Source organism: Pseudomonas sp. GM78 (assembly GCF_000282475.1).
GTDB lineage: Bacteria > Pseudomonadota > Gammaproteobacteria > Pseudomonadales > Pseudomonadaceae > Aquipseudomonas.
In genome coordinates, this window is sequence record NZ_AKJF01000071.1 from 1 (window position 1) to 12,502 (window position 12,502).

Sequence of the window (12,502 nt, forward strand, 5' to 3'; positions counted from 1 at the left end):
ATTGCCGGGCTGTTTTTCAGGTACCCAAAGAGTACATCCATTTTGGTATAGGCCATATGAAGTGCTACTACGAGCCAGACGAAGCTCAGCAGAAGGATTACGCCACCGAGAACACCGAATATCATCGATGCTTTACTCATCTCGTGGCCTCATAGATACGGTCACCAATCCACTCGCCAATTCCACTGCCTACTGCTCCCCCCACCAAGGCCCCTGTTGCTACCGCCACTACGGTACATATCCCGGTCCCCAAACCACCATTAGTTGTTCCGAGTGCAATGCAGAGCCTGCCGGTTGTCTCAACTGACAACGTTGCACCTACGACGGCACCGCCTATGATTCCGCCAGCGAAGCTGCCCGCCTCGGTGAATCTAACACGCTCGCACGCTTCGGTATTTCCCGCCATACACACATCCTGCACCTTCATGGCAGATGCACCTCCGCCAACGGCAGTACCCAGCCAACCGCCGTATTGAACGTATTTAGAAGCCTTCGCCACACCTTCAAGATGGGTGGCATGACCCGGTATTTGCCCCGCGGGACTGGCATTGGTCCAATGGTGGACCAGGCTTTGGCTGGAAATACCCAACATTTTTTTCAAGTTGATATGGTCAGGGAATCCAATGCCCTTGCGGGTCAGTGCCGTCATATGGCTGTTCAGTTGTGCGAGCAGACGCTGGCGCTCTGCAAAGAACTTTGGCGAGCGCAGGTTCCCATCTCTTTGAAGCGTATCCCGTTGCAACGCTTCAATGTCCCTCAAGGCATTGCCTACGTTATCCAGGTTGTTCTTGAAAATACTCGCGCCAACGCCAATAGCGTTCGAGCCATAGGTCAGGAAGGCCTGGATGACATCACGGTGTTGCACCATGAAATCCGCTTCTTCAGGGCTAAGCGTTTCAATGATCTGGTTGGTTCTGGCCGCCACGTCCATGAGCATGGCTTCTTCACGGGTGCACTGGTAGTTGCTGGGGTCGCTCAGCACGATCATCGAGCCGGCTTTGACGTCGCGCAGGTTAGGGTTGAGCAGCTTGAATTTGCCCATCACCGCCGGGTCACGCAGGGTGAACAGGGAGTCTTCCAGCTCTTCGCGGGTGGTGCTCTTGGGCACGATGTAGAAGCCTGGTTCCTGGGCTGCTGTGCCCAGGGACACTGGCTTGGGAGCGTTCGAGGCTGACGCGAAACCGGCTGCTCGTGGCGCCGCCGGATTGCCGGCGAGAGGCGTGGTCGGTTGGGGCGCCGCCCTTGTGGTCTGGGGTGCAGCACTGCTACGCGACTCATAGCTGGCGGTAAACACCGAGGGGATCAACCTGGCTCTGCACGGGCAAGTGCTGAAGCTGTCCAGCGAGCCTGCCACGATCCTGCCATGACTGTTGATGTAGGAGACGCCTCCCACGATGGTATAGGTCTCGTCGTTTTTGCCGCAGGAAACGCGGTCGCCTTCACGAGCATGGGCGATGCCAAACATCATGACTCGGGTGTCGGCCTCCAAAACCTGGCCACCGCAAGTGGTCTTGTCACCCAGGCGAATGAAATGTCCTTGTGCCATTGCTGATCTCCCTCTCTACGGGCGCCCCAGTCATGGAAAGCGCGCCACTGTTAACGATCGATAAGCCGACTCGGGATGAGTGGCTTAACGCAAAGTACGTGGACAGAGAGGAAACTCAAGATGGCCGAGAAAATCAGGAAATGTCCCACAAGCCATGCAGAAAAAGGCGACAAAAATGGGGATAGAGAAAATGCCCATTCGTGCTTGGTTCGTAAAAAACTCAAAAAGGGACATTCAAAACGAAACATCCTTCGACCCATCATCTCCTCGGCGGCATGTCATGGTGGCTGATTCAGCATTTGTGTTGGATGGGCTGGCGCTTTCGCGGGCAAGCCCGCTCCCACAGGGTTTTGTGTGGTGATTGAATTTGGGATTGGCCTCGAGTTTTTCGGGGGCTTTCGGTTTACAGCGAAATGGACTGCTCGCTCAATCCGCACGACTCAACGAAGTCCACAACAACTGCGCCGCATACCCCCGATACGGCCGCCACCCCTCAGCCCGCGCCAACAAATCCTTAGCCGTCACCGGCCCACCCTCCAATGCCGCCAACGCATTGATCAGCCCCACATCCCCATTCGGCAACCCATCCATTTCCCGCAGCTGCCGCAGGGCGATGTACTGCGCCGTCCAGTCGCCAATGCCATACAACGCCAGTAACCGCTTCACAGCGTCCTGCCGACCGGGCTCAAACAACAAGGGATCATCGAGCACCGCCTGGGCCACGCCCGACAGCGTACGGCCTCGGCTTTTCGGCATCCCCAATGTCGCAAGGTCCGCCGCCGCCAACACCGCGGCTTCGGGAAACACGTGGGTCAAGCCACCGCGCGGCGAGCTCAAGGGCGCGCCGTACTGCGCCACCAGTTTCCCCGCCAGTTTGATCGCCGCACCCACGGTAATCTGCTGCCCCAGCACCGCGCGGATCGCCAGTTCCAGGCCGTCCCACGTCCCCGGTACGCGCAGCCCTGGGCGTTCTGCAATCAGCGGTGCCAGCAGAGGATCAACAGACAGATGCCGATGAATGCTGATCAGGTCAGCATCCAGATCAAACATCCGCCGCAACCTGGCGACAATCTCTGGCACTGCGTTGGCATTGGGAAAGTCCAGAGTCAGCTCCAGTGAGTCCGCCGTCGCCGGCTTGATCGACAGCGTGCCGTGAACCCCGTTCAAGCCAATGCTGCGCGAGTAAACGTCATCGGCCACTTCTTCGATTCCAGCGATCGCCCGCGCCGACAGGAACCCCAGCATCGCCGGCCAGTCATAGGGCGGCTGGAACGCCAGCAGCAACCTCACAGGCTGAGCAATCCGCTGTACAGGGCATAAGCCGCCAACCCGGCAGCGCTGATGACACAGGTAAATATGCCCTTCTCGATGGTGGTGAACACCGGCTTGCCCTGTTCATGCCTGGCCTTGGCGAACAGGATCACGCCCGGCGCATAGAGCAGCGCCGAGAGCAGCAGGTACTTCACGCCACCGGCGTACAGCAACCACACCGCATAGCTCAGGGCGATACCGCCGATCAGCAGGTCCTTGGTGCGTTCGGCGGAGGCGTGCTCATAGGTTTCACCGCGCCCGCTCAACAACACCGCATAAGCCGCCGACCACAGGTAAGGCACGAGGATCATCGATGAAGCGAGGTAGATCAGGCTGGTGTAGGTGCCGGCGGAAAACAGCGTGATCAGCAAAAACAGCTGAATCATCACGTTGGTCATCCACAACGCATTGACCGGCACATGGTTGGCGTTTTCCTTGGTCAGGAACGCGGGCATGGTCTTGTCTCTTGCCGTGGCAAACAGGATCTCCGCACACAGCAGCGCCCAGGACAGCAAGGCACCCAACAGTGAAATCCCCAGGCCGATGCTGATGAGCAACGCGCCCCACGGGCCGACGATGTGCTCCAGCACCGATGCCAGCGACGGGTTCTGCAAGGTGGCCAGTTCCGGTTGGCTCAGGATCCCCAAAGACAGCACGTTGACCATCACCAGCAGCGCCAGCACCCCGAGAAAACCGATGACCGTGGCCCGGCCCACATCCGAACGTTTCTCTGCCCGCGCCGAATAGACACTGGCGCCCTCGATGCCGATGAACACGAACACCGTGACCAGCATCATGTTGCGCACCTGGTCCATCACGCTGCCGAAACTCGGGTTGCTGCGCCCCCAGATGTCGCGGGTGAAGATGTCTGCTTTAAACGCCACGGCGGCGATCACGATGAACATGATCAGCGGCACGATCTTGGCGACCGTGGTCAGCAGGTTGATGAACGCGGCCTCCTTGATCCCGCGCATCACCACGAAATGCACGGTCCACAGCAGCACCGAGGCACAGGCGATGGCGATCGGGGTGTTGCCTTCGCCGAATACCGGAAAGAAAAATCCCAGGGTGCTGAACAGCAGCACGAAGTAGCCGACATTGCCCAGCCAGGCGCTGATCCAGTAGCCCCAGGCCGACGAGAATCCCATGTAGTCGCCGAAGCCGGCCTTGGCGTAGGCGTACACCCCCGAGTCCAGTTCCGGCTTGCGGTTGGCCAGGGTCTGGAACACGAAGGCCAACGTCAGCATGCCCACGGCGGTGATGGACCAGCCAATCAGGATCGCCCCCGCATCGGCCTTGGCCGCCATGTTCTGCGGCAGGGAAAAGATCCCGCCGCCAATCATCGACCCCACCACCAGGGCGATCAGTGCGCTCAGGCGAAGCTTTTGCGTCGATTGCGACATGGCGGCGTCTCCAGTTTCCAAGGGCGGCAGTCGCCACGAGAACGTCACTAAATCTGTGGTAACTAAATGGATGAAGCGTAATGACGTTTATTGGATAACGCCAACAAACATCCCTTTAACGGCGAGATATGACCGAATAGGCGTCGATATATTTTTTCGCTTTATATATGTTTTTTGATAGGCAAATTCTGTTCTTAAAACCCATCCACAAAATTTGCGGATTGGCAAAAAAGGACTAGCTTCATTAGTCGCAAGGAATGCGAAAAAGATTCAACAAAAATTCAACGAAGCCTCTGGGACAAGCATTACAGGCAGTAGCTTTGTACGAGCAACTCTTCGGTTATTAACAATGGAATGTAGACCTGCACTGATCTAAGTCAGTCGACTGAATGGCTGGCGGACTTAGTCTGTTGTCTCTCTTCTCCTGCAATGGAGTCATGCAATGTCTGAAGCTCCCGGAAAACTGAAACTCGGCGCGCTGGTTGCCCTGGTCGTCGGTTCGATGATCGGTGGCGGCATCTTTTCCCTGCCGCAGAACATGGCGGCCAGTGCGGACGTCGGCGCCATTCTGATTGGCTGGGCGATCACCGCTGTCGGTATGCTCACCCTCGCCTTTGTGTTCCAGACGCTGGCCAACCGCAAGCCTGACCTGGACGGCGGGGTCTACGCCTACGCCAAGGCCGGGTTCGGCGACTACATGGGCTTTTCTTCGGCCTGGGGTTACTGGATCAGCGCCTGGCTGGGCAACGTTGGCTACTTCGTGCTGTTGTTCAGCACCCTGGGCTACTTCTTCCCGGTGTTCGGCGAGGGCAATACCGTGGCCGCCGTGATCGGCGCGTCCGTGTTGCTGTGGGCCGTGCACTTGCTGGTGTTGCGCGGGATCAAGGAAGCGGCGTTCATCAACCTGGTGACCACCATCGCCAAGATCGTACCGCTGATACTGTTTGTGCTGATCGCGATTTTCGCCTTCAAGCTGGAGATCTTCACCGCCGACATCTGGGGTATGAAAAATCCGGACCTGGGCAGCGTGATGAACCAGGTGCGCAACATGATGCTGGTCACCGTGTGGGTGTTCATCGGCATCGAAGGCGCGAGCATTTTCTCGGCCCGTGCGGAAAAACGCAGTGACGTGGGTAAAGCCACGGTGATCGGTTTCATCACCGTGCTGCTGATCCTGGTGCTGGTGAACGTGCTGTCGCTGGGCATCCTTACCCAACCGGAACTGGCCAAATTGCAGAACCCGTCGATGGCTGCCGTGCTCGAACACGTGGTGGGCCAGTGGGGGGCGGTGCTGATCAGCGTCGGCCTGATCATTTCGCTGCTCGGAGCGCTGTTGTCCTGGGTGCTGCTGTGCGCGGAGATCATGTTCGCCGCCGCCAAGGACCACACCATGCCGGCGTTCCTGCGCAAGGAAAACGCCAACCAGGTACCGGTCAACGCGCTATGGCTAACCAATGCCATGGTCCAGATATTCCTGATCATCACGCTGTTTTCGGCCAGCACTTACCTGTCGCTGATCTACCTCGCCACCTCGATGATCCTGGTGCCGTACCTGTGGTCGGCGGCGTACGCCCTGCTGCTGGCCGTGCGCGGCGAAACGTACGAAGGCGCGGCGGGCGAGCGCCAGAAGGATCTGCTCATTGGCGCCGTGGCGCTGATCTACGCGGTCTGGCTGCTGTACGCCGGCGGCATCAAATACCTGCTGCTCTCGGCCCTGCTTTATGCCCCCGGCGCGATCCTGTTCGCCAAGGCCAAGCTGGAACTCAAGAAACCGGTTTTCACCAACGTCGAGAAGCTGATTTTCGCCCTGGTGGTCGTCGGCGCCCTGGTGGCGGCCTACGGTCTCTACGACGGCTTCCTGACTCTGTAACGCGACTGTCTTGCCATCTGGAGGTTCACTGAAATGACCACGGAAAAAGTTAAGTACGGCGTCCATTCCGAGGCCGGCAAACTGCGCAAAGTCATGGTTTGCTCCCCAGGACTTGCCCATCAGCGGCTGACCCCGAACAACTGCGACGAACTGCTGTTCGATGATGTGCTGTGGGTGGCCCAGGCCAAGCGCGACCATTTCGATTTCGTCACCAAGATGCGCGAACGCGGGATCGACGTGCTGGAGATGCATAACCTGCTGACCGACATCGTCGCCATCCCCGAAGCACTCGACTGGATTCTTACGCGCAAGATCACTCCCGATACCGTCGGGGTGGGCCTGATCAAGGAAGTGGACTCCTGGCTGCGCAGCCTGGAACCCCGCCAGATCGCCGAGTTCCTGATTGGCGGCGTCTCGGGTGATGACCTGCCGGACGCGTTCGGCGGCAAGGCCATCCAGATGTTCCGCGACTTCCTCGGCAGCTCCAGTTTCCTGTTGCCGCCCCTGCCCAACACTCAGTTCACCCGCGACACCACCTGCTGGATCTACGGCGGTGTGACCCTCAACCCCATGTACTGGCCGGCACGGCGGCAGGAAACCCTGCTGACCACTGCCATCTATAAATTCCACCCGCAATTCACCGGCGCCGACTTCCAGATCTGGTACGGCGACCCGGACAAGGATCACGGCGCGTCGACCCTCGAAGGTGGTGACGTGATGCCGATTGGCAACGGCGTGGTCCTGATCGGCATGGGGGAACGCTCGTCACGCCAGGCCATTGGCCAACTGGCGATCAACCTGTTCAAGAACAAGGCCGTTGAGAAAGTGGTCGTGGCCGGCCTGCCCAAGTCCCGGGCAGCAATGCACCTGGACACCGTGTTCAGTTTCTGCGACCGCGACCTGGTGACGATTTTCCCGGAAGTGGTGAACCAGATCGTCGCCTTCACCCTAACCCCGGACGAAAGCAAACCGGGCGGCATTGACATCCGTCGGGAGAAAACCAACTTCCTCGATACCGTGGCCGCGGCCCTGAACCTCAAGGCCCTGCGCGTGGTACAGACCGGCGGCAACAGCTTCGCCGCCGAACGCGAGCAATGGGATGACGGCAACAACGTGGTCGCCGTGGAGCCCGGCGTGGTCATCGGCTACGACCGCAACACCTACACCAACACCCTGCTGCGCAAGGCCGGTGTGGAAGTCATCACCATCAGCGCCGGCGAACTCGGACGCGGTCGCGGCGGCGGCCACTGCATGACCTGCCCGATCATCCGCGACCCGATCGACTACTAACCTATCAGCCTTGGCCCGCACTGACCGAGCGCGGGCCAACGGGATAACCGACACCTTAGGAGATCCAAAATGGCGTTCAATATCCATAACCGCAATCTGCTGAGCCTGGAACACCACACCCCTCGCGAATTGCGCTACCTGCTCGACCTGTCCCGCGACCTGAAACGGGCCAAATACACCGGCACCGAACAGCAACACCTCAAGGGCAACAACATCGCGCTGATCTTCGAAAAAACCTCGACCCGCACCCGCTGTGCGTTCGAAGTCGCCGCCTATGACCAGGGTGCCAACGTCACCTACATCGACCCGAACTCCTCGCAGATCGGCCACAAGGAAAGCATGAAGGACACCGCCCGTGTGCTCGGGCGCATGTACGACGCCATCGAGTACCGTGGCTTCAAACAGGAAATCGTCGAGGAGCTGGCCAAGTTTGCCGGCGTGCCGGTGTTCAACGGCCTGACCGATGAGTATCACCCGACACAAATGATCGCCGACGTGCTGACCATGCGCGAACACGCCGACAAACCGATCCACGAGATCAGCTACGCCTACCTTGGGGATGCGCGTAACAACATGGGCAACTCCTTGCTGCTGATCGGCGCCAAGCTGGGCATGGACGTGCGCATCTGCGCGCCGAAAGCCCTGTGGCCGGCGGACGACCTGGTGGCTCGCTGCAAGAAATACGGTGAAGAAAGCGGTGCGCGCATCACCCTCACCGAAGACCCGAAAGCCGCGGTCAAGGGCGTGGACTTCATCCACACCGACGTCTGGGTTTCCATGGGCGAGCCGGTCGAAGCCTGGGCCGAACGTATCCAGCAACTGCTGCCGTATCAGGTGAATGCCGAACTGATGAAAGCCAGCGGCAACCCGCGCACCAAGTTCATGCACTGCCTGCCGGCCTTCCACAACAGCGACACCAAGGTCGGCAAGCAGATTGCCGAGCAGTACCCGCACCTGAAGAACGGCATCGAAGTGACCGATGACGTGTTCGAGTCGCCGGCCTGCATCGCCTTCGAGCAAGCGGAAAATCGCATGCACACGATCAAGGCGATTCTGGTGTCGACGCTGGCGGATCTCTAACGATCAACCGAAGTCCTGTGGGAGCTGGCTTGCCAGCTCCCACAGGAGACCGAGTCACCGCTTACTTCTCTTTTAGAAGGACATGCACCATGCGTATCGTCGTTGCACTGGGCGGTAACGCCCTGCTCCGCCGGGGTGAACCCATGACCGCGGACAACCAGCGCGCCAATATCCGGATCGCCACCGAGCAGATCGCCAAGATCCATCCCGGCAACCAACTGGTCATCGCCCACGGCAATGGCCCGCAAGTCGGCCTGCTATCGCTGCAAGCGGCGGCCTACACCTCGGTGTCGCCGTACCCGCTGGACGTCCTCGGCGCCGAAACCGAAGGCATGATCGGCTACATCATCGAACAGGAACTGGGCAACCTGCTGGACTTCGAGGTGCCTTTCGCCACCTTGCTGACCCAGGTCGAAGTCGATGCCAACGACCCGGCCTTCAAGAACCCGACCAAACCCATCGGCCCGGTGTACACCAAGGCCGAGGCAGAAAAACTCGCCGCCGAAAAAGGCTGGGCGATTGCCCCTGATGGCGACAAATACCGCCGCGTGGTCGCCAGCCCCAAACCCAAGCGCATCTTCGAAATCCGCCCGATCAAATGGCTGCTGGAAAAAAGCAGCATCGTGATCTGCGCTGGCGGTGGCGGCATCCCGACCATGTACACCTCGCCCGGCAAACTGGAAGGCGTCGAAGCGGTGATCGACAAAGACCTGTGCTCGGCGCTGCTGGCCGAACAGCTGGAAGCCGATCTGCTGGTGATCGCCACCGACGTCAATGCCGCCTTCATCGACTTCGGCAAACCCACGCAGAAATCCATTGCCCAGGCGCACCCCGACGAAATGGAAAAACTCGGCTTCGCCGCCGGCTCCATGGGACCGAAGGTGCAGGCGGCCTGCGAATTCGCGCGCCATACTGGAAAGGTCGCGGTGATCGGCTCTCTGGCGGACATCGAGGCGATCGTCCAGGGCAAGGCTGGCACGCGCATCAGCACGGCGACACCTGGCATTACTTACTTGTAAGGAGAGACGTCCATGGCACAGTTTGAGCCAGGTCACTTGCACATCGAGCGTCATGCGCTGACACCGGATGATGTCAGCTACAACGTCAAGCTCGACTATGAAGTCAGCAAGAATGACAAAGGTGAAAAAGGCATCCAGTTCACCATGCATGGCAGCATTCAGGGCAAGGACATGTCAGAGACCTTCTTCCTGCCCAAGGAGGAGGCCTACAACTTCGCCAGGGATGTGACGAGAATTGCCGAGAAGTACGGCATTCCGAAAACACACAGCCAGATCGGCTCGATCCACAAGCATTACGATTTGATGTTTGAAGACATTCGGGAGCAGTTGAATATGAAATCCGGTGATCCGGTGAACCCCGAACACTTCGAATAACCTCCCTACCCCCTGTGGGAGCGAGCCTGCTCGCGAAGGCGTCGTGTCAGATGATATGGATGGTGACTGACCCACCGCTTTCGCGAGCAGGCTCGCTCCCACAAGGATTGTCGAAGCCCATAAATGCTGCGCCAGATTTCACCATTAGCCCGCCCCAAGGCATACTTGCCACCCTCCGCACGCCAGAACCCAAAACCGCACCATGCGTATCCACGTCAGCTTCATCGATCGCGTCGGCATCACCCAGGAAGTCCTGGCCTTGCTCGGTGGACGTAACCTCAACCTGGATGCGGTGGAAATGGTCCCGCCCAACGTCTACATCGACGCGCCGACCCTGAGGCCGGAGGTCTTGGAAGAATTGCGCGATGCGCTGCTGAGCGTGCGTGGCGTGCAGGCGATGACAGTGGTCGACATTCTTCCCGGCCAGCGTCGGCACTTGCAGCTCGATGCGCTGCTCGCGGCGATGACCGACCCGGTGCTGGCGCTGGACAGCGCCGGCAAGGTGTTGCTGGCCAACCCGGCGTTGATTGATTTGTACGGTCGCGAGCCCGCCGGAGAAAGCGTCGCCGACCTGTTCGCTGACCCGGCATTGCTCGATGCGTTGCTCGAACACGGTTTTCGCCTGCCGCTGCGGGAAATCACCGTCAACGGCCAGACCTTATTGCTGGACGCCACACCGATCACCGACGCCGGCGCCCTGCTGACCCTGTATCAACCCAATCGCATCGGCGAGCGCCTGTCGGCACTGCACCATGATCACGCCGAAGGCTTTGATGCGTTGCTCGGCGAATCGCCGGTTATTCGCACGCTCAAGGTTCGCGCGCAACGGGTGGCGGCCCTCGATGCACCGCTGTTGATCCAGGGCGAAACCGGCACCGGCAAAGAACTGGTGGCGCGGGCCTGCCACGCCATCAGTGCCCGCCACAACTCACCGTTTTTGGCACTGAATTGCGCGGCACTGCCGGAGAACCTCGCCGAAAGCGAACTGTTCGGCTACGCCCCTGGTGCCTTCACCGGCGCACAACGGGGCGGCAAGCCGGGGCTGATGGAACTGGCCAACCAAGGCACGGTATTTCTCGACGAAATCGGCGAGATGTCACCGTACCTGCAGGCCAAGTTGCTGCGTTTCCTCAACGATGGCAGCTTCCGTCGGGTGGGCGGTGATCGTGAGGTCAAGGTCAACGTGCGGATCCTCAGCGCGACCCACCGCGACCTGGAAAAAATGGTCAGCGAAGGTCTGTTCCGCGAAGACCTGTTCTACCGCCTCAACGTCCTCAATGTCGAAGTCCCGCCGCTGCGCGAACGCGGCCAGGACATCCTGCTCCTGGCCCGCTACTTCATGCAGCAGGCCTGCGCACAGATCCAGCGCCCGGTCTGTCGCCTGGCGCCAGGCACCTACCCGGCCCTGCTCGGCAACCGCTGGCCGGGCAACGTGCGGCAACTGCAAAACGTGATCTTCCGTGCCGCGGCCATTTGCGAAAGCAGCCTGGTGGACATCGGCGACCTCGACATCGCCGGCACCTCGGTGGCGCGCCAGAGCGATCAGGATATCGACAGCCTGGAGCAGGCCATGGATGAATACGAGAAAACCCTGCTGGAAAAGCTCTACGTCAGCTACCCCTCGACCCGCCAACTGGCCAGCCGCCTGCAAACCTCCCACACCGCCATCGCCCATCGGTTGCGCAAGTACGGGATTCCCAATAAGCCGTAAGCCTCGCAGCTCAAACACCTCTCCCTGCCAGCAAAATCTCCTGTGGGAGCCAGCCTGCTGGCGATAGCGGTCTCACAGACAACAACGATGTTGAATGTGATGGCCCTATCGCCAGCAGGCTGGCTCCCACAGGTTTTGAGTTCGACCCGCAAATTTCACTCTGAAAGCGACCTCCACCTGTACTGAAAGCGCTACAGCGGAACGATATCGCTACACCCCTCTCCAGCCAGCCCTGCGCAAGGCTTTGATCCACTTCAGCTTTTTTCTCCTGCTGCGGCTGTAGCGATTTCGCTACAGCCTTCATAGACCGCTCCGTCAAATAACAACTTAACTTATTGATTTATAACAATAAATTAATATTGGCCGCCTTTTTGCTTAGTAACCCCTCATAAACCAGGGCATTGCCCAAGCATTCAATCGCGTCCACCAGACGAGTCTGGCCCCCTTAGGAGTTTCCATGAGCGAGTTGCGTTTTACTGAAGATCACGAATGGCTGCGCACCGAAGCTGACGGCAGCGTCACAGTCGGCATCACCGCTTTCGCGCAGAACGCACTGGGCGACGTGGTTTTCGTACAACTGCCGGAGCTGCAGTCCTACGACAAAGGCGCTGAAGCAGCCACCGTGGAATCGGTAAAAGCCGCCAGCGGCGTGTACATGCCGCTGGACGGAGAAGTACTGGAAGTGAACCCGGCACTGGACGCCAGCCCTGAGTTGGTCAACGAAGATCCGCTGGGCGAAGGCTGGTTCTTCCGTTTCAAACCTGCTGACGCTGCCGCGGTCGGCCAACTGCTGGATCAGGACGCTTACGACCGTCTGATCAAAGCCCAAGCCGAAGCCTGAGGAATCCACCATGACTATCAATCTCAGCACCGCCAACGAATTCATCGCCCGCCACA

General features: G+C 59.4%; 11 protein-coding genes. 8 read left to right on the top strand and 3 right to left on the bottom strand.

Annotated features, from left to right (window positions below; all coding sequences use genetic code 11):
- Positions 1-136 precede the first annotated feature (136 nt).
- A complete protein-coding gene (locus tag PMI35_RS20520) occupies positions 137-1,546 on the bottom strand; it encodes a PAAR domain-containing protein (protein WP_008057958.1) in 1,410 nt (469 codons plus the stop codon).
- Between the two features lie 120 nt (positions 1,547-1,666).
- On the opposite strand from PMI35_RS20520, the gene PMI35_RS34600 reads away from it, so the two are divergent.
- Positions 1,667-1,837 carry a hypothetical protein gene (locus PMI35_RS34600; protein ID WP_157295617.1) on the top strand — a complete coding sequence of 57 codons (171 nt, stop codon included), beginning with the start codon at positions 1,667-1,669 and terminating at the stop codon, positions 1,835-1,837.
- 135 nt (positions 1,838-1,972) lie between these two features.
- Here the strand turns inward: PMI35_RS34600 and PMI35_RS20515 are convergent, their stop codons facing one another.
- Together PMI35_RS20515 and arcD (PMI35_RS20510) are read right to left on the bottom strand one after the other, a co-directional pair.
- The gene (locus tag PMI35_RS20515; RefSeq protein ID WP_008057959.1) at positions 1,973-2,836 is read right to left on the bottom strand and encodes a DNA-3-methyladenine glycosylase family protein; all 864 of its coding nucleotides are present in this window, start codon (positions 2,834-2,836) and stop codon (positions 1,973-1,975) included.
- On the bottom strand, positions 2,833-4,260 hold the full coding sequence (arcD, locus tag PMI35_RS20510; RefSeq protein ID WP_008057960.1) for an arginine-ornithine antiporter: 1,428 nt from the start codon (positions 4,258-4,260) through the stop codon (positions 2,833-2,835). The genes PMI35_RS20515 and arcD (PMI35_RS20510) overlap by 4 nt, the downstream gene beginning before the upstream one ends.
- A gap of 442 nt (positions 4,261-4,702) precedes the next feature.
- Between arcD (PMI35_RS20510) and arcD (PMI35_RS20505) the strand changes: the two genes are divergently transcribed.
- The 7 genes from arcD (PMI35_RS20505) (at position 4,703) to gcvH (ending at position 12,446) form a co-directional block, all read left to right on the top strand.
- On the top strand, positions 4,703-6,130 hold the full coding sequence (gene arcD / locus PMI35_RS20505) for an arginine-ornithine antiporter (protein WP_008057961.1): 1,428 nt from the start codon (positions 4,703-4,705) through the stop codon (positions 6,128-6,130).
- A 33-nt stretch (positions 6,131-6,163) separates the two neighbouring features.
- Complete coding sequence (arcA, locus tag PMI35_RS20500) at positions 6,164-7,420, top strand: arginine deiminase (protein WP_008057962.1); 1,257 nt, start codon at positions 6,164-6,166, stop codon at positions 7,418-7,420.
- Positions 7,421-7,489: 69 nt separating this feature from the next.
- Positions 7,490-8,500, top strand: coding sequence for an ornithine carbamoyltransferase (locus PMI35_RS20495; protein WP_008057963.1), 1,011 nt, complete (start codon positions 7,490-7,492; stop codon positions 8,498-8,500).
- An 89-nt stretch (positions 8,501-8,589) separates the two neighbouring features.
- Positions 8,590-9,519, top strand: coding sequence for a carbamate kinase (arcC, locus tag PMI35_RS20490; protein ID WP_008057964.1), 930 nt, complete (start codon positions 8,590-8,592; stop codon positions 9,517-9,519).
- A 12-nt stretch (positions 9,520-9,531) separates the two neighbouring features.
- Positions 9,532-9,894 (top strand): DUF5064 family protein, encoded by a 363-nt coding sequence (locus PMI35_RS20485; protein WP_008057966.1) that lies wholly within the window; start codon positions 9,532-9,534, stop codon positions 9,892-9,894.
- 202 nt (positions 9,895-10,096) lie between these two features.
- Positions 10,097-11,605 carry a sigma-54-dependent transcriptional regulator gene (locus tag PMI35_RS20480; RefSeq protein WP_008057968.1) on the top strand — a complete coding sequence of 503 codons (1,509 nt, stop codon included), beginning with the start codon at positions 10,097-10,099 and terminating at the stop codon, positions 11,603-11,605.
- 457 nt (positions 11,606-12,062) lie between these two features.
- The gene (gene gcvH / locus PMI35_RS20475) at positions 12,063-12,446 is read left to right on the top strand and encodes a glycine cleavage system protein GcvH (protein ID WP_008057970.1); all 384 of its coding nucleotides are present in this window, start codon (positions 12,063-12,065) and stop codon (positions 12,444-12,446) included.
- Positions 12,447-12,502: the final 56 nt, after the last annotated feature.

Excerpts from the sequence above, each read along its gene's own strand:
- PMI35_RS20520 (WP_008057958.1), bottom strand. The coding sequence starts at position 1,546 with ATGGCACAAGGACATTTCATTCGCCTGGGTGACAAGACCACTTGCGGT.
- PMI35_RS34600 (WP_157295617.1), top strand. The coding sequence starts at position 1,667 with ATGGCCGAGAAAATCAGGAAATGTCCCACAAGCCATGCAGAAAAAGGC.
- arcD (WP_008057960.1), bottom strand. The coding sequence starts at position 4,260 with ATGTCGCAATCGACGCAAAAGCTTCGCCTGAGCGCACTGATCGCCCTG.
- arcD (WP_008057961.1), top strand. The coding sequence starts at position 4,703 with ATGTCTGAAGCTCCCGGAAAACTGAAACTCGGCGCGCTGGTTGCCCTG.
- arcA (WP_008057962.1), top strand. The coding sequence starts at position 6,164 with ATGACCACGGAAAAAGTTAAGTACGGCGTCCATTCCGAGGCCGGCAAA.
- PMI35_RS20495 (WP_008057963.1), top strand. The coding sequence starts at position 7,490 with ATGGCGTTCAATATCCATAACCGCAATCTGCTGAGCCTGGAACACCAC.
- arcC (WP_008057964.1), top strand. The coding sequence starts at position 8,590 with ATGCGTATCGTCGTTGCACTGGGCGGTAACGCCCTGCTCCGCCGGGGT.
- PMI35_RS20485 (WP_008057966.1), top strand. The coding sequence starts at position 9,532 with ATGGCACAGTTTGAGCCAGGTCACTTGCACATCGAGCGTCATGCGCTG.
- PMI35_RS20480 (WP_008057968.1), top strand. The coding sequence starts at position 10,097 with ATGCGTATCCACGTCAGCTTCATCGATCGCGTCGGCATCACCCAGGAA.
- gcvH (WP_008057970.1), top strand. The coding sequence starts at position 12,063 with ATGAGCGAGTTGCGTTTTACTGAAGATCACGAATGGCTGCGCACCGAA.